The organism is Rheinheimera riviphila (assembly GCF_004005945.1).
Lineage (GTDB): Bacteria > Pseudomonadota > Gammaproteobacteria > Enterobacterales > Alteromonadaceae > Pararheinheimera > Pararheinheimera riviphila.
Genome location: NZ_SACS01000001.1, coordinates 294,566 through 317,021, shown reverse-complemented (window position 1 = coordinate 317,021; position 22,456 = coordinate 294,566). Strand labels below are relative to the sequence as shown.

Sequence of the window (22,456 nt, the reverse complement as noted above, 5' to 3'; positions counted from 1 at the left end):
GAGAGTGCAGTCAATCACCTGGCGAAATTGACCGGCGTCCAGCTTTGCATTTGATGGAGCCTGGAAATGGTTCTTTCAAAGGCGAAACTCAGCTGGCTGGCCTGATACAACTCGGCAATGGCCACTTCGGCGCTCAGTAGCAATAAGGTTTGCCGCTCGTAACATTCATCGACTAATGCAATAAAACGCCTGGCCTCGTTATCGAGCTTGCTGACAAACATATCCTGCGGTTCGCGCTGATAATTTTCCTCGACGCCATGCAAAATAGCGGTGTCTGATACTTTGGTAAATTGCGGCACATCAGTTACTGCAATCGCCCGGAATTGACTGGCCAGTGCCATATAATCGAGCTGACTGCGTGGACCGCTGCACAGCGCCATAAAATCAAAACCGATGATAACCTCGTTGCGCCATAAACAGGGGATGTCCCGCTCTAGCAGCCGGATTTTCGACATCGGCTGCAAAGGTCCGAAGTGTGTTGTCGCTAGCTCGGCTAATTGGCCGGGGGCTGACTGCTGTAAATAAAAACGCATCGGATGTTGTTGCAAACGCCGGTAGTCGACACCGTGATCAAGGGCAAACAACTGACAATGTTGTTCCAGCAGTGTGATAGCCGGTAAAAACCGGCTGCGTTGTAAACCGTTGGCGTACAGATCCGCAGGCGCTGAGTTCGAGGTTGCAACCAATACTACTTTCAGCGCGAACAGTTCACGCCACAAGGTGCCAAGCAACATGGCATCGCCGATATCGGTGACGAAAAACTCATCAAAACACAGAATTTGATAACGCGCCGCCCAGGTTTTGGCGATGCGCCGCAGTGGCTCTGGCTGGCCGCTGAGTTGATGTAACTCCTGATGCACCCGCGCCATAAAATGATGAAAATGCAGCCGGATTTTTTGCGTGGTGGCCAGTTGCTGGTAGAACAAATCCATCAGCATGGTTTTGCCTCGACCCACCGGGCCATAAATATACAGGCCTTGGGGCGGCAGGTGGCCTGTCTTGTTGCTCTCGCCAGCTCCATCAAGCTTGCCATCAAGCTGACCGGCCAACACAGCCAGCTGTTGCAGCACTTGCCACTGCGCTTCATCAAAGCGCAGCAGGCCACTTTCGACCTGCTGCTGATAAGACTGCAACATCAATAACTTGCCTTGTTTTTAGGGGGCTTAGTGGACTAAGGCGTCGCACCTTTGCCAATATAACGCTCCAGCCAGCCAGTAAATTCCCGGTACCACAGCAATGAATTATTTGGCTTTAAAATCCAGTGGTTTTCATTGGGGAAATACACCAACCGTGCTTCAACCCCTTTACCTTTGAGCACACCATACAGTTCCAGCCCCTGAGTGACCGGCACCCGGTAATCCAGCTCACCATGTAACACCAGCATCGGTGTCTGGAATTTATCAGCGAACATGGCCGGATTCATTGACTGCATCGACGCGGTATTTTGCCAAGGTGAACCGCCATAAGCTTCAGAGCGATTCTGGGTAATGTCCGATGAGAATTGCCCCATCAGGTTGTAGACGCCGGCGTGGCTGATCAGCGTTTTGTATTTGCTGCTATGACCGGCAACCCAGTTCACCAGATAACCGCCATAACTACCGCCTGCAGCGGCCATCCGGCTTTCGTCGATAAAACCGCGCGACACCATATAGTCAACGGCGGCTTCGGAATCATAAAAAGGTTTGGTGGCGTGATCGCCATGAATTGAGGCGGTAAAAGCTTCACCGAAGCTGCTGGAGCCGTGGAAGTTCGGTTGGATCACTACATAACCGGCAGCGGCAAACACCTGGGAATTCCAGCGATAACCAAAATTGTCGCCAGAGTAGCTATGCGGGCCACCATGCAGCACATTCAGTAACGGCCAGCGTTTATTGGTATCAAAATCAGGCGGATAGGTAATAAACATTTGCACCGGTTTGCCGTCCGAACCGGCAAATGACACTTCTTCCACTTTGCCCCAACTGGTTTGTTGTTGCAGTGCGGTATTGAGCTGGCTGATTTGTTTTAAGGTGCGGCTTTTATTGTCGAGCAGGAAAATTTCCGGCATCTGGCTCATGCTGTGTTGCACCAGCACAAACTGCTGTGGACCGGCCAGCTGGAATTGCTCATTACTGCCCTGACGCAACACTTGTTTCACCGCGCCGCCCTGGGTGGGCACTGAAAACAACGATTGTTTGGCTTTATCGTCAGCCGTGAAATACAGCATGCTGCCGTCTTTGGAGAAATACCAGTCGGTTGGCGACAGATCAACATTGGCGGCCAGCACGGTGGCGGTTTTTTTCGTCAGGTCAAAATGGGTCAGCTTGACGTTGTCATTGTTAAAATCAAGCCGTTTTTGCGCGCCGTACACCAAAGTTTTGCCATCCGAGCTAAACACCGGGTTGCTGTCATCGGCTTGATTGGCGCTGGTGATGTTGTCCGCTTGGCCGCTGCCGTCGGTGCTTAATAAATAGATATCCTGGTTCAGCCGGTTGTACGGAGGCTCGGAACTATTGGCCGACACTGCAATGGTTTTGTTATCCGGCGATAAATCAAACTGCGGGTTCCCCTGCAAATTCATGATTTTATTAAAGCCTGCGGAGAGCTGGCGAATGTCACCGCTTGCCACGTCCAGACTGAAAAATTGCGGGAAACTCCCTTCATCTAAAAAATGGTCCCAAAACCGATAAACCCGGTTTTCACTGATCTTGGCGGTAGTTTTTTGCTTTTTCTCCGCTTCGAGCCTGGTTTTTAATTTGTTAAAATCGCCGTCAAAATCTTTGGGCACTTCGGCCACAAACAAAATCTTTTTGCCATCGTTAAACCAGGTTGGCGCTGTCACTGCAACCGGTAAATCGGTCAGCGCTTTGGCTTCACCGCCAAACACATTGATCAGCATTAACTGATTTTGGTCGGCGCCGCGTTTGGACAGAAATGCCACCTGGCGGCCGTCCGGGCTCCAGGCCGGTTGCGTGTCGTTGTCAGCATGGCTGGTCAGCGCCGTCATCTTGCCACTACCCAGTTCCAGCAACTGTAAATCAGCGTTGCCTTTGTCGGTAGTCAGGTCAAATTTGGTCAGGCTGAATATGGCACGTTGGCCATCCGGCGACACCGTTAAACCAGACGGTCTGGCCACTTGCCAGACTTTTTCGGCGGTAAGTGGGGTAGGCGCGGCGATCGTGGCTGTCGTAAATAATGCTAAAATACTGATCGTGCTGGTGAATTTCATCGTTATCTACCTGAAATTTCAAAAGTGGTTTGTAGCATAGGCGAAGCAGCGGCCAACTGGCAACCCATCCCGCCCGACATGGGATTAACGGATGATACCCTGTGATTAATCAGCTTGTTCCCACAAACGCTGCGACGAATTTTTGAGAACCATTTGTATTCATGTTTATACTAGCGTCTCGAAAGTTGGCGCTGTTTGTCGACAGCCTCAATTGCGCGTTTTTTAAATCAAAGGAGCAACCCATGAAACATGCTGTGCTGGCCTTGTTATTTTCCGGACTCTCGACCTTTTCCGCTATTGCCACTTTTTCTACCCATGCAGCTTCTGCGCAGGTGAATGTCTATTCGGCGCGTCAGGAAGAATTGATTAAGCCGGTGCTGGATAAGTTCAGCGCCCAAACCGGTATTCAAGTGAATTTAATTACCGGTAAGCCTGATGAGCTGATTAGCCGGATGGCCAGTGAAGGGCGCAATAGTCCAGCCGATGTGCTGATTAGCACCGATGTCGGCCGCTTGTACCGGGCACAGACTCAGGGGTTGTTGCAGCCGATTGCTTCGCAAGCTTTGAACGCAGCGATCCCGGCACATTTACGCGATCCAGCGCAGCATTGGTTCGGACTGACGATGCGGGCGCGGCCGGTGCTGTATATTCCAGGCAAAGTAGACCCAAAACAATTATCGACACTGGAAGATTTAGCGTCAGACCAGTGGCGCGGCCGTATTTGTATCCGTTCGTCTGACAATATCTACAACCAGTCGATGCTGGCGGCGATGATTGCCAGTATTGGCGAAGAAAAAACCTTGGCTTTTGCCAAAGGTCTGGTAGCGAATTTTGCGCAGCCGCCCAAAGGTGGTGATCGCGACCAGATTAAAGCCGCAGCGGCTGGGGTTTGTGATATCGCCATCGCCAATACTTATTACCTGGCCGGCATGTTTGACGAACCGGCTGACGCCAAAGCGGCAAAACAAGTGAAAGTGTTTTGGCCTAATCAGAACGACCGTGGCGCACACATTAATATCTCCGGCGCTGGCGTGGCAAAACATGCGCCAAACAAAGCCGCAGCGCAGCAGTTGATCGAGTATATGGTGCAACCTGAAGCGCAAAATTGGTATGCCACTGCCAACCACGAATATCCGGTGTTGGCTGGTGTGAAGTGGAGCCCGGTGCTGGAAAGTTTTGGCACTTTTAAAGCGGATCCGTTGCCGCTGGTGAAACTGGGTGAGCTCAACAGCAAAGCGCTGCTGTTGATGGACCAGGCGGGTTGGAAATAAGCCTGGTGGAGCTTTCTGTTCAAGTATTGGTGCTGACGTTATTGCAACTGTCGGTCGCAGCGGTCAGCTTGCATGCGTTATAACTTAAGTCTGCGGCAACTGCCGTTGCTATTGTTGTGTCTTCTGCTCTGTACACCACTGTTGGTGGTGTTGCAGAGTGCGCTGCAACCGGATTGGCAATTGTGGCAGCATTTAACCAGCACAGTATTGCCGGATTACCTGCAAAATTCTTTGTTGCTGGCATTTGGCGTTGGCACAGGCGCTTTATTCATTGGCACCACTTTGGCCTGGCTGGTGGTTTTTTATCGTTTCCCCGGGCGAAACATCCTGCAGTGGGCATTGTTGCTGCCATTGGCAATGCCAGCCTATATCATTGCTTATACTTACACCGGCCTGTTAGATTTTGCCGGCCCAGTGCAAAGCCTGCTGCGCGAGACCTTCAACTGGCGTTATGGCCAGTATTATTTTCCTGAAATCCGCTCCTTAGGCGGCGCCGTGGTGTTGCTGTCGCTGGTGCTATATCCCTACGTTTATTTGCTGGCGCGCACAGCCTTTGCCGCACAGTCGCAGCGGTTGGCCGAAGCGAGTCTTAGTTTGGGGCTGAACCGCAGACAGCATTTTTTCCGGGTGACCTTGCCGATGGCGCGGCCAGCGCTGGTGACTGGCATGGCGCTGGCGATGATGGAAGCCTTTGCCGACTACGGCACTGTGCAATATTTTGGCGTGCCGACCTTAACCACCGGTATTTTCCGCACCTGGTTTGGCATGGGCCAGCAGCAAGGCGCTGCGCAGCTGGCGGCGCTGTTGTGCAGCATGGTGGTGCTCCTCATTTATCTGGAACTGGCTTCACGTAAACAACTGCATTTTTATTATTCAGGGCAAGCGCACCAACAGGTGCGGTACACACAACTTTCTGGTTTTAAAGCGCTTTTGGCTTTGATACTGGCACTGCTGCCATTGCTGTTGGGTTTTGCCATACCGGCATCGCAACTGGCGCTCTGGGCGCTTGCGCAATGGCCAACGCTATTTAGTGCCGAATTTGGCCGCTTGTTGTGGCACAGCTTTAGTCTGGCGCTGGGCTCTGCTGTACTCGTGGTTTCGCTGGCGCTGCTGCTGGCTTATGGCATGCGGCTGCATAAACATTGGCTGGTGCAGCTGATGGTGCGGATGTCGGGCATGGGTTATGCCATTCCCGGCACGGTGATTGCGATTGGCGTGATGTTGCCGCTGGGTGCGGTCGATAATCAGCTCGATTTATGGCTGGAGCAGCAGTTTGGTATTCGCAGCGGCTTATTGTTTTCCGGGACTTTGTTTGCATTATTGCTGGCCTATGCGGTGCGTTTTCTGGCGGTGGCGTTGCAAGGCATTGAAGCCGGGCTCGGGCAAATAAAGCCCAGCATGGATCAAGCGGCGCGATCCTTAGGTCTGAATGCGCGGCAAGTGTTGTGGCGGGTACACGTGCCGTTATTACGCGGCTCGGTGCTCAGCGCGCTCTTGCTGGTGTTTGTCGATGTGCTGAAAGAACTGCCGGCAACGTTGTTACTGCGGCCATTTAATTTTAATACCTTAGCGGTGCGCAGTTTTGAGCTGGCATCCGACGAGCGCTTGGCGGCAGCCGCTTTGCCTGCTTTAACCATAGTTCTGGTCGGGTTGGTGCCGGTAATGTTGCTGGCAAAAGCACTGGATAAAACACCGAACAAGGAATAACCATGTTACAGCTGCAGCAGGTCAGTGTTGCTTATCAATCATCGCAGGTGGTCAAAGCCATCAGTTTTACGCTACAAGCCGGTGAAATAGGCTGTCTGGTCGGCCCGTCCGGTTCCGGTAAAACCAGTTTGCTGCGTGCCATCGCCGGTTTTGAACCGGTGAGTCAGGGCCAGGTGCTGGTCGCGGGCGAAGTTGTTAGTGCGCTGGGTGTGCAGCAAAACCCGGAGCAACGTCAAATTGGCGTGGTGTTTCAGGATTACGCGTTGTTCCCGCATTTAACCGTGGGCGACAATATCTGTTTTGGCTTGTGGCGCCAACCGAAAGCACAACAACAGCAAAAAATGCAGCAACTGCTACAGCTGGTTGGGTTATCCGGTATGGCGGGGCGTTATATTCATCAGCTGTCGGGTGGTCAGCAACAGCGGGTGGCGCTGGCCCGCGCTTTGGCGCCAGAGCCGCGGTTATTGCTGTTGGATGAACCATTTTCCGGTTTAGATGCAGACCTACGCGACAGCCTAGCGCGGGATATCCGTGGCATTTTAAAGCAGCTGAATATTACAGCGGTGATGGTGACTCACGACCAGCACGAAGCTTTTGCCATGGCCGACTGGATTGGCGTGATGGCGCACGGCAGCTTGCAACAATGGGGCACGCCGTATCAGCTGTATCATCAACCGGCCAACCGTTTTGTCGCCGATTTTATCGGTCAGGGCGATTTGATCCGCGGTGACATGCTCGATGGATTTCAGGTGAAAACTTGTCTTGGCGTGTTCCAACAACCGCAGCACACCGGCTTCGACGCAGGCTGCGCCGTCGATGTATTGGTACGACCGGATGATATTCTGCATGACGATGCCAGTCCGCTACGGGCAAAAGTGCTGAGCCGGGCTTTTCGGGGCGCTCATATGTTGTATCAGCTGCAGGTGGGAGACTTTGCACAAGGCTCAAATGAGCAGATCAGCTGCCTGGCGCCGAGCCACCACCAGCATCAACTGGGTGAAATGATTGGCATCCGCGTGCAAATTGATGATTTGGTTTGTTTTGCCAGAACAGTGAATCAGGCCTAAATCCAGACGCAACCATCGCCGTTATTGCTCGTTCAGATAACGCTGATAGATATCAGAGCCTTTATGTACTGCCAGTTGTTCCCATAACAACGTGGCCAAAGCTTGTTGTCTTTGATAAAAATCGACACTGAATACCAGATAACCGGTGTTGCTATAAAGCGGCGGATAAAGCACTTTTAAGCCACGCTCTACAATAAAACTGGAGATAAAAGGTTGACCATTGATATTGCATAAAGTGGTGACGGCGTTAATGCGGCCTTTTTTCAGCAAGTCTAAATCCATGGTGCCGGACAGGGTGTAGTGCATCTGAAACTTCTGTCCGACCGGGCTGGTGATGGCGGCATAACCCAGCGGTCGGCCAATCACAATTTCATTACCACCAATAATCTGCTTGCCATCCCAACTCCATTCGGCGTCTTCACGACTGACCAAGCAAGTTTGATGTTCGGCAAATGCGCGTTTGGGATCAGGCTGTTGTTGCAACAGTGGATACCGGACAAACTCGGCCCGCTCCGGATGATAACTGGCGATGATGGCGTCGACTTCGTTATTCGCCATCGCTGCCAGACAGCGTTTCCAGGGCATCCGCACCAGTTCTAGCTGCAGTTGCGGCACCTTTTGCATTAATAATTTTAAATGTTCGATACTCGCGCCAGGCCGATCGGCCGGGATCAGGGCACCACTGCCCAGATAATAGGGAAACAGGACTTTATCTTCATAACAAAATTTCAGCGGCACCGTCGCAAGCGCAGTGCTACTAAACAGCAACAAGCCAAGCAGGCTAGATCCAATCAGACTACATACATGCATACAACAGGAAAAGATAAGACTCAGATGGTGGTTATTATAGCTGGGTTCTGTCCGAATAAACTGAATGTTCCGCCGCAAAAGGAATGTTCAACATTAAGCTCATCACTGATCCGCTATCTTAGAAAGCTTCAGGGTTGGAATTAATTACAGTTTAAGCGCCGCTAAACGGTTTCGGCTGGCAAATTAGGCTATGCTGGTCGATGAGGGCTCCGTTACTGTAACAATTCAGATCCCCCAGCCGTCATCATCACAAGCCACGGACGTTTCATGCCTGACTTTGCCAGTCATCCGTTTGCTTGTCTGCCTCAAAGCCAAAATAGGAATCGCTATGACCTTAATTAAGAAGTTAATGTTGTCGTTTGGAATTGTATTGTTGTTAGTCTTATTATCGACTTTGGCCTCTTTAAGCAGCATGCAAAAAATGCAGACCGCGGTTGAGCTGAATGAACAGACCTATGATGTTATCCGCACAGGAACCTTACTAGCGGCAGATTTAATGAACATTGAATCCGGGCAACGCGGTTTTGTGATCACCGGTCAGGAAAGCTTTTTAGCTCCTTACTTTGACGGTAAAAAAGGCGCCGAGGCCGAACTTTCACAACTAAAACACTATATGCGCGGTAATACTGCGCAGTCCGCTTTGGTCGATGATATCGAAGAACAGTACCAACAGTGGCTCGAAAATGCGATTGAGCCTGCGGTAACTCAGCGTCGCGACGCGGGTGATGATCCGGTGAAACGCCAGCAGGTGATTGCATTTGTGTCTGAAGGCAAAGGCAAAATGTATATGGATAAAATCCGCGCCGAGCTGGACGAATTTATGGATGTGGAGCGGGCTCAGCTGAAAACCCGCAGCACTGATGCTGCTGCGGCAAAAAGCCTGGCTTTTACCAGTTTGATTGTTGGCGGTGTACTGATTTTAGTGGTCGCCATTGGCATGGCAATTTATATGAAAAACACCCTGCAACAACGGCTCGCGGTGGCGAAAAATCTGGTGGCGGCAGTCGCAGGTGGGCGCCTAAACAACCGCATCGATAGCAGCGGTGGTGATGAAGTTGCCGAATTGCTGGCGGGGCTTGATGTGATGCAAACCCAGCTTTGTCAGTTACTGGGCGAAATTAAACATGCGGCTGGCGAATTAAGTTCAGCCAGTTCAGTGGTCGCTTCAACCGCTGAAGAGCTCAATGCCTCTGCCAATGAACAATCGCGGGCTTCATCGTCGATTGCAGCAGCGGTGGAAGAGCTGAGTGTCAGTATTAATCATGTGTCCGGCAGTTCATCAGAAGCACATCAAATTGCCACCGATTCCGGTAAGCGTGCCGAACAAAGCGGCACCGTGATTAACAATACCGTGGCCAGTATGGAGCGGATTGCCGTGGTGGTGCGCACGGCGTCGAACCGGATGGAAGAGCTGGGGAAACAGTCCGAACAAATTTCCAATATTGTTAGTGTCATCAAAGGTATTGCCGACCAAACCAACTTACTGGCACTCAATGCGGCGATAGAAGCGGCGCGAGCTGGTGAACAAGGCCGTGGTTTTGCGGTGGTGGCCGATGAAGTGCGGATGCTAGCGCAGCGGACCACCCAATCAACTAGCGAAATTTCCGGCATGATTGGGCTGATTTTATCCGGTACTTCTGATGCCGTTGGCCAAATGGGCACCGGCGTGGTGCAAGTAAATCAAGGCGTGGAGCTGGCGGCGCAAGCGGGCAGCGCCATCGCGGAAATTCAACAAAGCTTTAAGCAAGTGCTAAGCGTGATTGAGCAAATTTCGTTAAGTCTGAATGAGCAAAATGCGGCCAGTCAGGAAGTAGCTGGGCATATCGAGCGAATTGCCGGTATGTCGGCGCAAAATAGCGAAGCGACTCAGCACAGCAGCAAAGTCGCGCATGAGTTAAAAGCCTTATCCAGCGGGCTGACACAGGCGGTTTCGCGTTTTACGCTGTAATAAAAAAGCGACCAGGCTGAAGGCATCAGTCTGGTCGCAACTGGCAGGGAGTTGCCAAAACAACAGAGCCGCAAAACTAAGCCGTCAAACAAAGCAGAACAACAAAGCACCATGATAATCAACATTAAGGCTGTGTCAGAAACTCTGCCAGCTGCGAACCCACCGCCTGAATCCCCAAAACCCCATCTAAATGACCCCATTGCCCCGGAATTTCCGTGAGCGTCGCCTGATTTCCCGTAGCTTGCAGCTGTTGTTGACTAAGTTTTGCCATTGCTGGCGGCAATAATAAGTCACCGGTGGCAGGTAAAAATAAAGTTTTGGCTTTGATTTGTCTGATACTTTGTTGCCAGTTATCGCCCATTCCGGCGCGCCATAGTTGCGATGCGCGTACCAGATACAGCAAATGATTAGCGTCCTGCTGCACCGCCCTTAATTTGGCTTGTGCCAGCAGCTGTTGCCAGGCCAGTGGCTCGGCCAGAATATCCTGATGCGCGGCAGCATCCGTTGCTATGTCTGGATAGCGGCTGTTAAAACCTTGTGGGTTGGAGGCATCCTGAGTGATATACGCCAATGCACGGGCGAGGCCTGCTTCCGGTTGCTGCGTTTTACCGTAATAATCACCTTGTTGCCAGTGTGGGTCGTTTTTAATGGGTTGCGCCCAACGCTCCAATCGCACTGCGGTCCAGGCGTCGATATAGGCAGTGCCAATGGCCGGCACTAACCGCTGCACCCGTTCCGGGTAAACAGTGGCCCATTCAATCGCCTGAAAGGAACCCATCGAAGGCCCAATCACTGCATAGAGTTTGTTGATACCAAGGCTATCGAGCAAAGCACGCTGCACTTCAACAAAATCACGGATCGTCACGACCGGAAAGCTCAGCCCATAGGGCTTGCCGGTTGCGGGGTTGATCGTTGCCGGACCTGTGGTAATGACATGAGGGTCTTTGACATTCGCATTGACCAAAGTATCGCTGCTGATAACATAAAACTTATTCGTATCAATGGCTTTGCCCGGGCCAATAATGGCGTCCCAATAGCCTGGTACTGCGTCTTGAGGCAGATATTTACCAGCGGCATGCGAAGTGCCGGAAAAATAATGAGTGATCAGAATGACGTTGGATTTATCGGCGTTGAGTTTGCCATAGGCTTCCCAGCCAACCCGCACTTTGCTGATGGTTTGCTGGTTTTGGGTTCTAAAGTTACTGATTTCAAAGGCTTGTTTTTTGACTAACAAAGGTTCTGCCGCGGCGGCCTGGAACATAAACAGCAGCAGCGACAGATTCAGTAACAACGCCAGAGTCAGCCAAAAACCGGGTTTTGCAATACGATGTTGCTTTGCAAGATCAAACGAGCACATATAAACAGACATCAGCAACTCCGGTTAAAACAATTCAAATAAACCAATCGCCAGCAAAGTGCCAAACAGCGGCACAATCACCGTCACAATCGCCACCGGGCCATAAGCATTTTGGTGCGATTCACCACAGATAGCACGAATAGTGGTCACCACATAACCGTTATGCGGCAGTGAATCCAAAGCGCCTGATGAAATGGCGACCACCCGGTGCAATTGTTCGGCGTCCACTCCTCGTTCGAGATAAGTCGGGGCGATTTCTGGTAGTGCAATCACTTGTCCACCGGAGGCAGAGCCAGTGATACCGGCGATCACGCTGACGGCAACAGCAGCGCCTAACAGTTCAGGGCCCGGCAGATGGGTCATTTGTTGCACCACGGCATCAAAGGCCGGCGTTAACTTGGCGACGCTACCAAAACCGACCACAGCGGCGGTGTTGCCTATCGCCATTAACGCGCCGGTGACACCATCATTCAGTGCTTTGTCCAGGTTCTGCACATACCGTCGATTTAATAAATACAAGGTCAGTACGCCACCGCTAAGAGCAACAATGAGCGCCGCTTGTTGCAGACTATGATGCAGCCAGTTGGATAAACCCAGCACCACCAACAATGGAATAATCCCCAGCATTGGATGCGGCAGCGCACGGCCACCGACGATTGGGTCGCTGTCGCGTCCTTCAAACTTTTCACCCTTGGCGACGGCGTTGTTAATCATATTGCGCAGCCAGGCATAACCAACTGCGGCCATAAAAATTGCGACGACTAAGCTGACTTCCCAGCCGGCATAAGGTGAGGTTTTTAAATATTGGATCGGGATCCAGTTTTGAATTTCCGGCGAACCGGCTGAGGTCATGGTGAAGGTCACCGAACCCAAGCCAAGGGCGGCCGGAATAAACCGCCTCGGTAGATTGGCGTCTTTAAATAAACTCACCGCCATCGGGTACGCCGAAAACGCCACCACAAACACGCTGACGCCACCATAAGTGAGCACCGCACAGGCTAAAACGACTGCCGCCACGGCGTGGGCTTTCCCCAGTTTGTTGATGATCGCGAGCGCCACCGCATCAGCAGCGCCGGTATGTTCCATCAGTTTGCCGAACAAAGAACCTAATAAAAACATTAAAAACCAGGCGCTGACAAAACCAGCAAAACCATTCATATAACCGTGGATAAAATCAGTGCTACCAGCCGTCTGCCAGAATGGAATACCATTGGTCACCGCCACCAGCAAGGCACAGAGCGGCGCCAGAATAAACAGGTTAAACCCACGCATGGTCAGCAAAATCAGCAGCAATAAACCCGCCAGCAGACCTGCCATGCCAAGCATCGAACCCAGAGCAGCATCGAGCATAAAAACATCCTTCTTCGCTTTTTCTGCAGTCTGATCTATCCGCCTTCACATCTCTATAGTACTAAGGTACAGATTAACATTTGGTCAGATAGGCCTAAAGTAGAGACAACAATCCCCTTCATCATTGAAGCTGCAGGGTTGTTGACTTCGTGCTTTCGCCCCAGTCACATAGGACAACTATGCTCCTGGGGTCTCAATCACTTGTCGCCTACCTGCAACTTCAATGATTTTGGGTATACACCTCACAACCAAATACGTTTTTACCAAAAATTGAACCAAACATAATTTACAAATAAGATAGCCGATCAGCAGGAGAAGCCTTATGGCCCATAACAATAACAAAGCCTTACAACCTACTTTACTCGCCGTTGCCATCAGTTGTGTGCTGTTTGGCGCGGCATTACCAGCCGCTGCCCAGCAACAAGCAGCAGCCAAAGACAAAGAGTCTGCCGCGCTGGAAGTGATCCAGGTCACAGCCCGGCGCACTGCCGAAAATCTACAAACGGTGCCGGTTGCCGTCACATCCATCGGTGCTGAAGACTTAAAACAAAAAGGCATTGAGAACATCACTTCAGTGCAGCAGTACTCGCCGAATACCACGTTACAAGTGTCGCGTGGCACCAACAGCACCTTAACAGCGTACATTCGCGGCATCGGCCAGCAAGATCCGCTGTGGGGTTTTGAACCAGGTGTCGGTATTTATATCGACGACGTCTATATGGCGCGGCCACAAGGCGCAGCGTTGGATATTTATGACGTGGAACGCATCGAAGTATTGCGCGGCCCACAAGGGACTTTATACGGCCGCAACACCATTGGTGGTGCGGTGAAATATGTCACCAAAGCACTGAGTGGCGATAATGAATTCGCGGTGCGTGGTACTTTAGGCAGTTACGGCCAACAAGATTTAAAACTGTCCGGTCAAACCGCCATTACCGACAAACTGTTTATCGGCGCTGCCGGTGCTGTTTATCAACGTGATGGTTTTGGTACTTATTTAAATACCGGCGCGGAAAACTACGATAAAGATATCGTCACCGGTCGCATCAGCCTGCAATATCAGGCTATGGATAATTTACGGTTTGCCTTTGCCGCCGATGACACTCAGGATGATTCAAATTCCAAAGGTGGCCATCGTCTGACACCAAGTTTACTGACCAAAGAAGCGCCACCAAGCAACGTCTTTGATTCCAATACCTCAATGCCGGAAGACAACTCGGTCGAAACCAGCGGTCAGTCATTGACCATGACCTGGGATGTCAATGCCGACTGGACCATCAAAGCAGTCTCGGCGAAACGTGAAGGCGTGACGGACACCAATATCGACTTTGACTCGACCCGTTTAGCCTCGTTAGACGTGCCGGCGTTTTATGAAGACGAACAAACCTCGCACGAGCTGCAGTTCCTGTACAACAGCGATAAATTGAAATTTGCTTCTGGTCTGTATAGCTTTAACGGCGAAGCTTGTGGCGCTTTTGGCACTGTAATCGTTGCCGGTGCTGGTGTGACGGTGGAAAACGGGGGTTGTGTCGATACCGATTCCATCGCCGCTTATGCACAAGGCTCTTACCAGTACAGTGACCAGTGGTCCTTCACCTTGGGTGGTCGTTACACCAAAGATGACAAAGACGCCAATGTGTTCCGCTTTATGTACTTAGGCAACAAACACCCACGGGTCAGTGGCGGCACGGTGTTACAGGTGCAAACGAACTTCGAAAACAGCGCCAGCTTTAATCATTTTTCACCCCGGGTGGGCTTTGAATTTCAGGCGACTGACAGCGTGATGTATTACGGCAGCTACACCGACGGTTTTAAATCCGGTGGTTTTGATATGCGCGCGGTGAAAAGCTTAAACCCAAGCGCCGATCAGCCATACCAGCCAGAAACAGTCGATACCTTTGAATTGGGTGTCAAAAGTGAATGGTTTGAACGTCGGCTGCGCTTAAACGCCGCAGTGTTCAGCTCGGCTTATGATGATATGCAAGTGACAGTACAGCGCGCTGTTGGCAATAATGTCGCTTCACAAGTGCTCAATGCTGCCAGTGCCAGTATTGATGGTCTGGAGCTGGAAGCAACACTCGCAGCAACAGATGCGTTGCAACTGAATCTGATTGTCGGCTACACCGACGCCAATTTTGATGAAGTACGGGTGTTTGATATTCCGTCGCAATCAGTGATTGATGTTTCTAACCTGTGGTCATTCGCCAACACGCCAAAACTCACCGGTACTTTTGGTGGTAAGTATGTGATGGAAGTGGGCGGTGGCGAGCTGGTGCTCAACGCGGCAATGTCACACCGCAGCGACACGCAGATTTTCGAACTGCCTTCGATGCTGGATTTTGGCAGCTACACCTTGTTTAACGCCGGTGCCACCTGGTATGCCCCGGACGGTCACTGGGATGTGTCACTGCAGGGTCGTAACTTAGGCAATAAAGAAGTACGGATTGCCGGTTACAACTTTGCACTGCTCGCTGGCGAGCAAACCATTACCGGTTATTACGCTGATCCACGGACTGTGAGCTTGTCTGTTGGCTACCGGTTCTAACACTGGTTTTAATACCGGTTCTAAAAACATGTTGCCGGGGCACGAGCCCCGGTTCATGATGCTTGTTGTCCCGAACTTACCAGACGGCCACTGATGATTGCCATTATTGCTGACGACCACCCGCTGTTTCGTGTTGCCCTGTCACAAGCGTTGCAAACTATTCTTGGACCTTCGGCCGAGCTGTTCCAGGCCCATAGTATGGCGCAGCTGTGGCCACTGCTTCGCACCAACCCCGATACCCAGCTGATTTTACTGGATTTAAAACTACCGGATGCCGAAGGTTTTGCCGGCCTGACCGCACTTCGTACCGAATATCCGGATATCAGCGTGTTGATGGTGTCGGCGATTGAAGATCCCGCCGTGATTAAACAAGCCTTGCAACTAGGCGCAGCTGCATATTTACCTAAATCAGCACCACTGGAAGTGTTGTCCGATGCGGTGGCGGCGGTGCTGAACGGTGATCGCTGGTTACCGGCGGAACTGCAAACTGCCGTGGCGCAGGCCAAAGATTTGATTGACCAGGATTTTGCCAGTCGCCTGGAACAGCTGACCCCACAGCAATTTCGGGTGCTGAAGATGATTGCCGATGGCTTGCTGAATAAACAAATCGCCTATGAAATGAATGTGCAGGAAACCACCGTTAAGCAACATGTGTCGGCGATTTTGCGCAAACTGGAAGTCAATAACCGCACTTTGGCCGGTATTTTATTTGAAAAACTAAAACTGCCGGACAACCTCTAACGGCTGTTCGCTGGTCGTAAAAGACCCGGCTCAATCGCGGATGAAATTTCTACTAAAGGGTTCACTGTCTGCGGCATTAGCTGCTAAGGTAGGTTTTTAGCGGGCCTAAGTCCGCCTCCTGATTTTTGTGGTAGGTTGAAATTTGTGATGAGCGGTAACGCAGAACCAGCGGTAGCAGCGAATTCCCAGTCCGGAAGATTGATGCAGTTATTGCAGCGGTCGGCGCTGTGCCGAGATCTGGCTTTGTTATTGTTATGGTTATTGGTCTGGCAGTGTGGCCGGTTAGTCGAATATACCGAACATGCCAGTGTCTGGTTTCCAAGTGCTGGTCTGACGTTCGCTGCAATGTTAGTGCTAGGACTGCGGGCAATTCCGGCACTGCTGATCGCATGTGTGCTGATTACCTTTTTTAGCGTGCAGTTATATCAGTTACCCCTGAATTTTAATCAAACGCTGCAAGCCGGTTTGCTGTTTGGGCTCGCGCATATCCTACCCTATGGTGTTGGTGCCTGGTTATTGCGGGTGCTGGCAAGTCGGGGGCAACGGCACTTTCCAAAACTGGTGCTGCAATTTTTACTCATCGCCGCTGGCAGTGCCTTGGCTGCTTCGGTGCTGGTAATCGTGCAGCTGGTGCTGTGCCGGATGTTGCCATTCAGTCAGGTTGAAAGCACCTGGTTGCCGTTCTGGATTGGCGATTTAGCTGGGGTGGTGGTAATTGCCCCTTTGCTGTTTGCGGTGCTGACGCGGTTTAAACCTTCGGCGTTGTTTCGCTTAACCGATGTCGCCGGGCTGCAACAACTGCGTTGGAGCCGACGGGTCAGTGTCAAAATCCTGCTCAATATTGCCTTGCTGACGGCAGTGATGTTCCTGGTCAAACTGACCCATTCGGCCAATAGTGCCTTTGCGATCTTTTTTCTGCTGATCCCGCATATGTGGCTTGCCTGCACCGAATCTGCTTTTGTGAATGTGATCAGCGTCGCCATCAGCAGTACGCTGATTGTGCTTTGGGTGCATTTGTTTGGTTTGATGGAATTTGTGATGGTGTACCAGTTTGCGGTGACGGTGATTGCCGCCAACACCTTATTTGGTCTGTCGTTACCGGCGCTGATTGAAGACAACATCCGGCTACGGCAAGTGGCGTTTACCGACAGCCTGACCCAAACCGCCACCCGCGAATGGCTGGAACAACAAGCCGGTCTGGAGATTTTGCGGCATCAGCACACCGGTTTACCGCTGTCGCTGGTGTTATTTGATGTTGATCACTTTAAACAGATTAACGACGCATATGGCCATCAAGTTGGCGATCAGGCGTTGGCCACTGTCTGCCAGATCACCCGGCACTATTTGCGTCCCAGCGATTTGCTGGCGCGTTATGGTGGCGATGAGTTTGTGCTGTTGTTACCCGATACCAGTGCCGAAGCTGCCGCGTTGATTGCCGGGCGGATCCTGGCGCAGTTACGGCTGGTCAGGATTGCCGATTTAACCCAGATCAGCGCCAGTTTTGGCGTCAGTCAGTATCAACCGGGCCAGGACTACAGCAGCTTATTCGCGCAGGCAGATAAAGCGCTGTACCAGGCCAAGCAACAAGGGCGGGATCAGGTGCAGCTTTATGCCGAAGCTGTGGTGCCGTCAGCCACCTAACAGATCGTCGGCAATTGGCTGATAACTATCGGCGCTATTAATAAGCGCATGTGCTGTCAGGCCAGGTACGCCATACACAGTGCTTTTGCATTGAAAACGTTGGCGGATGGCCTGTAGCAATAAGTCAAAATCACCATCACCAGACAACAACACAATTTCATCAACTGCTTCAGCTTGTTGCAGCACATCAATGGTGATGCCGACATCCCAATCGCCCTTGGCGCTGCCATCGCTGCGCTGAATAAATGGTTTCAGTTTAACGGTAAAACCGATGTGGCGCAGGGCGTCCTGAAACTTACGTTGTTGGTCATCCGCTCTGTCAATGGCATAAGCAGTCGCCTGTACAATATCGCCCTGATGCTGCAATTGTTGCCAGAAACGACGGTAGTTAAACTGTCTGCCATAAGCCTGGCGACAGGTGTAATAGATGTTTTGTACATCCACAAACACAGCGATTTTTTTCAACAACAACACCTGCAACAAATAACCTTCTGTTGCCGACTATAGCATGGAAGAGCGCGCCGTCAGCCTTTAGTTATGCCGGGGGGGTGATGTTGAACTTAAGTGCTGCGCCTTATTCAAGCTGAACCGAAGGCACAGCAGCGCGGATTTTCAGCTGAAAATCTGCTACAGTGTCAGCTGTTTTTTGACTTCGTCACTGCAATATTGCAGTGCACCCTTTTCAGGATATCGTTGTGACCAATAACCAGACTTTACGCCGGCTGCGTTACGCCTTTGATTTTAACGACAGTACGATGATCAAGATTTTTGCGCACGGTGGCCTTGAAGTCAGCCGCGCCCAAATCAGTGACTGGCTGAAAAAAGACGATGACGCTGCTTTTGTCGCGATTGCCGATCCTGAGTTGGCGATATTTCTGAATGGTCTGATTATCGAAAAACGTGGTCGCAAAGATGGTCCACAACCAGAACCAGAGCAAAAACTGAATCACAACATTGTGTTTCGAAAACTGAAAATCGCGTTGGATTTAAAAGATGAAGATATTCTGGCGTTGTTGTTACTGTCAGATTTTCGCTTAAGCAAACACGAACTGAGCGCATTTTTCCGCCGGCCGGATCATCACCATTTCCGCGCTTGTCAGGATCAGGTGTTACGCAACTTTATCAAAGGCGTGCAGCTGAAATTCCGCCAAGATAGTGAAGACTAAAACCGAAGAAAAGGTTTTAAAAAGCAGCATAAAAAAAGCCCCGGCACAGTGGGCGGGGCAAAAAGCCTTGTGATGGATATACCCTTCATCCTTGAAGATTAGGGGGGGTTGGCCGCCTTCACGAACCCCAGTCACATAGAACAGCTATGCTCCTGGGGCTTCGTTCAGTTGCCGCCTACCCGAATCTCCAATGATTTTGGGTATACGCTACTACATCACCAGTGCTCGTACGTCAGTGTCTGATAAATTCTGCTGCAGAACTGTGAAACTGCAGCAGCGATCAGCAAGTTACGGAACAAGGCCATAGTACCTGACGAGTGCTCATAAGATAAAATCGAATATACCTGACAGTTAATCAGTTAAAACCTGCGCTGCGGGATCATCTTCTTCATGTAGCCATTCCCGCCAAATCGCCACCAGCAAAGCCATTAACACCGGGCCAATAAATAACCCGACCATGCCCATGGTTTGCACACCGCCGATCAGGCCAAAAAAGGTCGGTAAAAATGGCAGTTTCACCGGGCCGCCAACCAGGTTGGGCCTGATGGTTTTATCGACAATAAACAGCTCGATACTGCCCCATAAAAATAAGCCCACACCCGCGGTCAAATCGCCGGTGCCCACCAGATACACCGAAAGCAACGTAAAGGCCAGCGGCGCACCGCCCGGGATCAATGCCATAAAGCCGGTCAGGACGCCAAAAGCCACCGGCGACGGCACGCCGGCAATCCAATATGCGGTACCGAGCACCAATCCTTCACCAATGGCGATAATGGTCATGCCAATGACCGTCGAGCTGACCGTTGCCGGCACCACACGGGAAAAACGATTCCAGCGACTGGGTAAAATCCGCTCGCCGACGGTATCGAGCTGACAAGCCAGGCGCTCACCGTCTTTATAAAGGAAAAATAAGGTGATCAGCATAAACAACAAAGTTAGGAATAAACCGGCAGTGTTCCAGCCAAAGGTCAGCACCCAACGTGAAATGCCACCGAGTTGCTCGCCGCTAATCATACTGATGACTTGTCCGAGCTGATGCGGCTGGCCCAAATACAATTGCCATTGTTCGGCCAGGGTTTCACCAACCCAGGGCAGGGCGTTGATCCAGGCAGGCACCGGCGAGCCATATTCATTGACGCTGGTCAGCCAGAAAATCCAGCCACGAATTTCGTCCATCGCATACGAAAATACCAACGCCAGCGGGATCACCAGACCAATCACCATCAGGATCAGCGCAACAGTGGCTGCCAGCATTGAGCTCTCGCGGCAATAGTGTTTTAACCTTGAAAATAGCGGCCAACTGGCAAAACAGATGATCAGCGCAGCCAGTACCGGCACCAGAAAACCAATAAAGAAAAACACCCCGGCCGCCAGAATAAGCACTAATAAAGCACGGCTAATAGCGGTATTGCTGACAATTTGTGACATCAAAAAGCTCCTGCGGCGAACAAAGCGAGGGCGAGAATATTCAGAGTAACATCTTCATCGACCTTTCGCTTAAAACGAAGCGTTCTATCAGTGTTTTTGCGAGGCAGATTGCAATGTAAACATGCATTTAAAGGCTTTTATGCTGGTGGAATGTTAAAAGCTAAATTGGCATATTGCGATGCTCGCTTCCCGACAAATAACCTTATATACCCGCTTAGCAAAACTAGTTGCTGCTACACCCAGACATTTGTAATTATTTGGGCGTAGCTTGTATTGTAGTGCGGAGTCCGTGCTGGCTAACTTGCTCAACCATCGAACTAAACGCTGGTTGAACCAGCATCATGGCTCCGGGCTTGGTAAAATGACTGGTATCCCACTGCACAGGTATTTGGCTGGCAGTCAACGTATGGCATTGATCGTTCGGGCATAGCTGCTGATAGAGCGATATGTAACCCGCTCCCATCGCTGGAATTTCAGCCTGATAATCACTATCTAGCCGCTTTATTTTTTGATAATTACTGAATTGTTGTGCAAGTTGCACCGGAGGGTAATTACTCAATAGTCTTGGTAACGCCTGTGAATACTGAATACTTGGACCTACGACAAATACTGGTGCATAGGTTTTTAACAATGTTACCGTCTGCTGCATTTTTTGTAGATCATCTTTGTTCCACAAGGCCGCTAACACGATGCCATCAACAGACAACCCTGAATTTAGCTGTTGATGATATAACCACTCCATCAGGCCGACGCAATGTTTCCGGCCTGTAAGGGGGATCAGTGGTTTACAGCCCGATGCAGAAACCTGGAGTACATTGACCTGTGGGAAAAGTTGTTGGAACGCACTATAAAGATGAGCGGAGTGGCTGTCACCGACCAGCAACACATTAGGTTTTTCATCGGATAATGTCAGACAGCTTTCAGTATTAAATTCTAAAAAGCTGGTGGACGCGTTGGTTAAAAAACACTGCTGACGCCGGTAGTCGCTACTGTCGTAATTCAGGAAAGACGCAAACCGCACTTGTTCTGCGCTGAATCGTTGCGGAAAACCTTGCTGCAGATAGATCAGAAAGGCCAGCACAAAGAGTGCAGCGAAACAACAGCACCCGATGACTCTTGGGGCTCGATAAAGGTGTTTACCGGCAAGCCGTCCACGATTGCGAAATGGTTGTTCGATGAAATACCAGCTTAAATAACCGACGAAGATTGACAGAAATAGCAGCAGGAACACTTTTGCCAAGTTGATTTGTGCCGTGATGGCGAGCTTGTAATAAACGATAATTGGCCAGTGCCACAGATAAATGGAGTATGAAGCGTTTCCTAAAATGACCATCATCCGGTTACTTAGCAGCAGATTCAGAATTGCACTTTGATGTGCGCAGTAAAGCAGCAGCATTGTTGCAATCGTGGGGATTAACGATGGCCAGCCAGGGGATGGCGTCGCTTTATTGTAAAACCAGAAACAAGCGACCAGAGTAACGAGACTACTGATTGCCAGAGCCGATCGGAATTTAGACGGAGTAGTCAAAGCGGGGAGGTAGCAAGCACAGATCACACCTGCTAAAAACTGATAAAACCGCAATGGTGATAAATAAAATGCTACATCCCGGTCGAAGAAAACCCACCATACTCCGGCAGCAAAGAAAATAAAGGTCAGTAACAGCAGCAATAAAACTTGAGCATAGATCGGTTTTCTCAGCAGCCAGATAAAAAACAGTGGGAAAAACAGGTAATAATGTTCTTCAACAGCTAATGACCATAAATGCAATAATGGGTTGTTTTCGGAAGACTGATCAAAATAACCATCCTGAGTCATCAGCATAAAATTGGTGACGAAAAAAAGTGACCCCACCAAATTCATCGAAAATTGCCGAAGTTCAAACGGTAGCAAAATGATTAGAGCCAACATTGTTGTAACGACTAATAGCACGAATAAGGCCGGTAGCAATCGTTTCAACCGATGTAGGTAAAAATCCAGCAGGTGAAATTTTTGTAGTTTTACTTCGTTGTGTATTTTCAGACTGATCACGTAACCGGAAATAACAAAGAACATATCAACACCCAGATACCCGCCGGTCAGGCTATAAGGGACGATATGAAAAATGACTACTGCCAGTACTGCGATGGCCCGCAGTCCCTGAATATCATGGCGCATGGAGGATCCCGGTTGCTGATAATTGGGTACACGTCAGCTCAAAGATTAAATGATTGATTGCC

Annotated in this window: 16 protein-coding genes; 8 read left to right on the top strand and 8 right to left on the bottom strand. The window is 50.6% G+C overall.

The window, feature by feature from the left end; genetic code table 11:
• Positions 1-14: 14 nt before the first annotated feature.
• Complete coding sequence (gene zapE, locus EOE67_RS01305; RefSeq protein WP_127697247.1) at positions 15-1,136, bottom strand: cell division protein ZapE; 1,122 nt, start codon at positions 1,134-1,136, stop codon at positions 15-17.
• A 35-nt stretch (positions 1,137-1,171) separates the two neighbouring features.
• A complete protein-coding gene (locus EOE67_RS01300; protein WP_127697246.1) occupies positions 1,172-3,208 on the bottom strand; it encodes a S9 family peptidase in 2,037 nt (678 codons plus the stop codon).
• Positions 3,209-3,450: 242 nt separating this feature from the next.
• On the opposite strand from EOE67_RS01300, the gene EOE67_RS01295 reads away from it, so the two are divergent.
• From EOE67_RS01295 to EOE67_RS01285, 3 genes are all read left to right on the top strand, one after another.
• Positions 3,451-4,479 (top strand): Fe(3+) ABC transporter substrate-binding protein, encoded by a 1,029-nt coding sequence (locus tag EOE67_RS01295; RefSeq protein WP_127697245.1) that lies wholly within the window; start codon positions 3,451-3,453, stop codon positions 4,477-4,479.
• Positions 4,480-4,551: 72 nt separating this feature from the next.
• Positions 4,552-6,186, top strand: a complete 1,635-nt coding sequence (locus EOE67_RS01290; protein WP_127697244.1) for an ABC transporter permease — start codon at positions 4,552-4,554, stop codon at positions 6,184-6,186.
• A 2-nt stretch (positions 6,187-6,188) separates the two neighbouring features.
• The gene (locus tag EOE67_RS01285; protein WP_127697243.1) at positions 6,189-7,253 is read left to right on the top strand and encodes an ABC transporter ATP-binding protein; all 1,065 of its coding nucleotides are present in this window, start codon (positions 6,189-6,191) and stop codon (positions 7,251-7,253) included.
• Between the two features lie 21 nt (positions 7,254-7,274).
• Here EOE67_RS01285 and EOE67_RS01280 read toward each other — a convergent pair whose 3' ends face one another.
• The gene (locus tag EOE67_RS01280) at positions 7,275-8,024 is read right to left on the bottom strand and encodes a type 2 periplasmic-binding domain-containing protein (protein WP_127697242.1); all 750 of its coding nucleotides are present in this window, start codon (positions 8,022-8,024) and stop codon (positions 7,275-7,277) included.
• A 367-nt stretch (positions 8,025-8,391) separates the two neighbouring features.
• On the opposite strand from EOE67_RS01280, the gene EOE67_RS01275 reads away from it, so the two are divergent.
• The gene (locus tag EOE67_RS01275) at positions 8,392-10,011 is read left to right on the top strand and encodes a methyl-accepting chemotaxis protein (protein WP_164852184.1); all 1,620 of its coding nucleotides are present in this window, start codon (positions 8,392-8,394) and stop codon (positions 10,009-10,011) included.
• 124 nt (positions 10,012-10,135) lie between these two features.
• Here EOE67_RS01275 and EOE67_RS01270 read toward each other — a convergent pair whose 3' ends face one another.
• On the bottom strand, positions 10,136-11,380 hold the full coding sequence (locus EOE67_RS01270; RefSeq protein WP_240652666.1) for an E22 family MetX-like putative esterase: 1,245 nt from the start codon (positions 11,378-11,380) through the stop codon (positions 10,136-10,138).
• 12 nt (positions 11,381-11,392) lie between these two features.
• Complete coding sequence (locus EOE67_RS01265) at positions 11,393-12,718, bottom strand: GntP family permease (RefSeq protein WP_240652665.1); 1,326 nt, start codon at positions 12,716-12,718, stop codon at positions 11,393-11,395.
• A 322-nt stretch (positions 12,719-13,040) separates the two neighbouring features.
• Between EOE67_RS01265 and EOE67_RS01260 the strand changes: the two genes are divergently transcribed.
• The 3 genes from EOE67_RS01260 (at position 13,041) to EOE67_RS01250 (ending at position 17,645) form a co-directional block, all read left to right on the top strand.
• Positions 13,041-15,263: a TonB-dependent receptor gene (locus EOE67_RS01260; protein ID WP_127697240.1), complete on the top strand. Its 2,223-nt coding sequence runs from the start codon at positions 13,041-13,043 to the stop codon at positions 15,261-15,263.
• Between the two features lie 93 nt (positions 15,264-15,356).
• Positions 15,357-16,004, top strand: coding sequence for a response regulator (locus EOE67_RS01255; RefSeq protein ID WP_127697239.1), 648 nt, complete (start codon positions 15,357-15,359; stop codon positions 16,002-16,004).
• A 201-nt stretch (positions 16,005-16,205) separates the two neighbouring features.
• On the top strand, positions 16,206-17,645 hold the full coding sequence (locus EOE67_RS01250) for a GGDEF domain-containing protein (RefSeq protein ID WP_127697238.1): 1,440 nt from the start codon (positions 16,206-16,208) through the stop codon (positions 17,643-17,645).
• Here EOE67_RS01250 and EOE67_RS01245 read toward each other — a convergent pair.
• Entirely contained in the window at positions 17,634-18,119 is a 486-nt protein-coding gene (locus EOE67_RS01245) for a LabA-like NYN domain-containing protein (RefSeq protein WP_420849751.1), read from the bottom strand. The two genes, EOE67_RS01250 and EOE67_RS01245, sit on opposite strands and share 12 nt — an antisense overlap.
• A 221-nt stretch (positions 18,120-18,340) precedes the next feature.
• On the opposite strand from EOE67_RS01245, the gene EOE67_RS01240 reads away from it, so the two are divergent.
• Positions 18,341-18,811, top strand: coding sequence for a YehS family protein (locus EOE67_RS01240; RefSeq protein ID WP_127697237.1), 471 nt, complete (start codon positions 18,341-18,343; stop codon positions 18,809-18,811).
• A gap of 351 nt (positions 18,812-19,162) precedes the next feature.
• On the opposite strand, the gene EOE67_RS01235 is transcribed toward EOE67_RS01240, so the two are convergent.
• Both EOE67_RS01235 and EOE67_RS01230 read right to left on the bottom strand, forming a co-directional pair.
• On the bottom strand, positions 19,163-20,239 hold the full coding sequence (locus EOE67_RS01235; RefSeq protein ID WP_127697236.1) for an AI-2E family transporter: 1,077 nt from the start codon (positions 20,237-20,239) through the stop codon (positions 19,163-19,165).
• 253 nt (positions 20,240-20,492) lie between these two features.
• Entirely contained in the window at positions 20,493-22,394 is a 1,902-nt protein-coding gene (locus EOE67_RS01230; protein WP_127697235.1) for an acyltransferase family protein, read from the bottom strand.
• Positions 22,395-22,456 lie beyond the last annotated feature (62 nt).

Excerpts from the sequence above, each read along its gene's own strand:
- EOE67_RS01285 (WP_127697243.1), top strand. The coding sequence starts at position 6,189 with ATGTTACAGCTGCAGCAGGTCAGTGTTGCTTATCAATCATCGCAGGTG.
- EOE67_RS01250 (WP_127697238.1), top strand. The coding sequence starts at position 16,206 with ATGCAGTTATTGCAGCGGTCGGCGCTGTGCCGAGATCTGGCTTTGTTA.
- EOE67_RS01290 (WP_127697244.1), top strand. The coding sequence starts at position 4,552 with ATGCGTTATAACTTAAGTCTGCGGCAACTGCCGTTGCTATTGTTGTGT.
- EOE67_RS01230 (WP_127697235.1), bottom strand. The coding sequence starts at position 22,394 with ATGCGCCATGATATTCAGGGACTGCGGGCCATCGCAGTACTGGCAGTA.
- EOE67_RS01275 (WP_164852184.1), top strand. The coding sequence starts at position 8,392 with ATGACCTTAATTAAGAAGTTAATGTTGTCGTTTGGAATTGTATTGTTG.
- EOE67_RS01295 (WP_127697245.1), top strand. The coding sequence starts at position 3,451 with ATGAAACATGCTGTGCTGGCCTTGTTATTTTCCGGACTCTCGACCTTT.
- EOE67_RS01260 (WP_127697240.1), top strand. The coding sequence starts at position 13,041 with ATGGCCCATAACAATAACAAAGCCTTACAACCTACTTTACTCGCCGTT.
- EOE67_RS01235 (WP_127697236.1), bottom strand. The coding sequence starts at position 20,239 with ATGTCACAAATTGTCAGCAATACCGCTATTAGCCGTGCTTTATTAGTG.
- EOE67_RS01265 (WP_240652665.1), bottom strand. The coding sequence starts at position 12,718 with ATGCTCGATGCTGCTCTGGGTTCGATGCTTGGCATGGCAGGTCTGCTG.
- EOE67_RS01270 (WP_240652666.1), bottom strand. The coding sequence starts at position 11,380 with ATGTCTGTTTATATGTGCTCGTTTGATCTTGCAAAGCAACATCGTATT.
- zapE (WP_127697247.1), bottom strand. The coding sequence starts at position 1,136 with ATGTTGCAGTCTTATCAGCAGCAGGTCGAAAGTGGCCTGCTGCGCTTT.
- EOE67_RS01255 (WP_127697239.1), top strand. The coding sequence starts at position 15,357 with ATGATTGCCATTATTGCTGACGACCACCCGCTGTTTCGTGTTGCCCTG.
- EOE67_RS01300 (WP_127697246.1), bottom strand. The coding sequence starts at position 3,208 with ATGAAATTCACCAGCACGATCAGTATTTTAGCATTATTTACGACAGCC.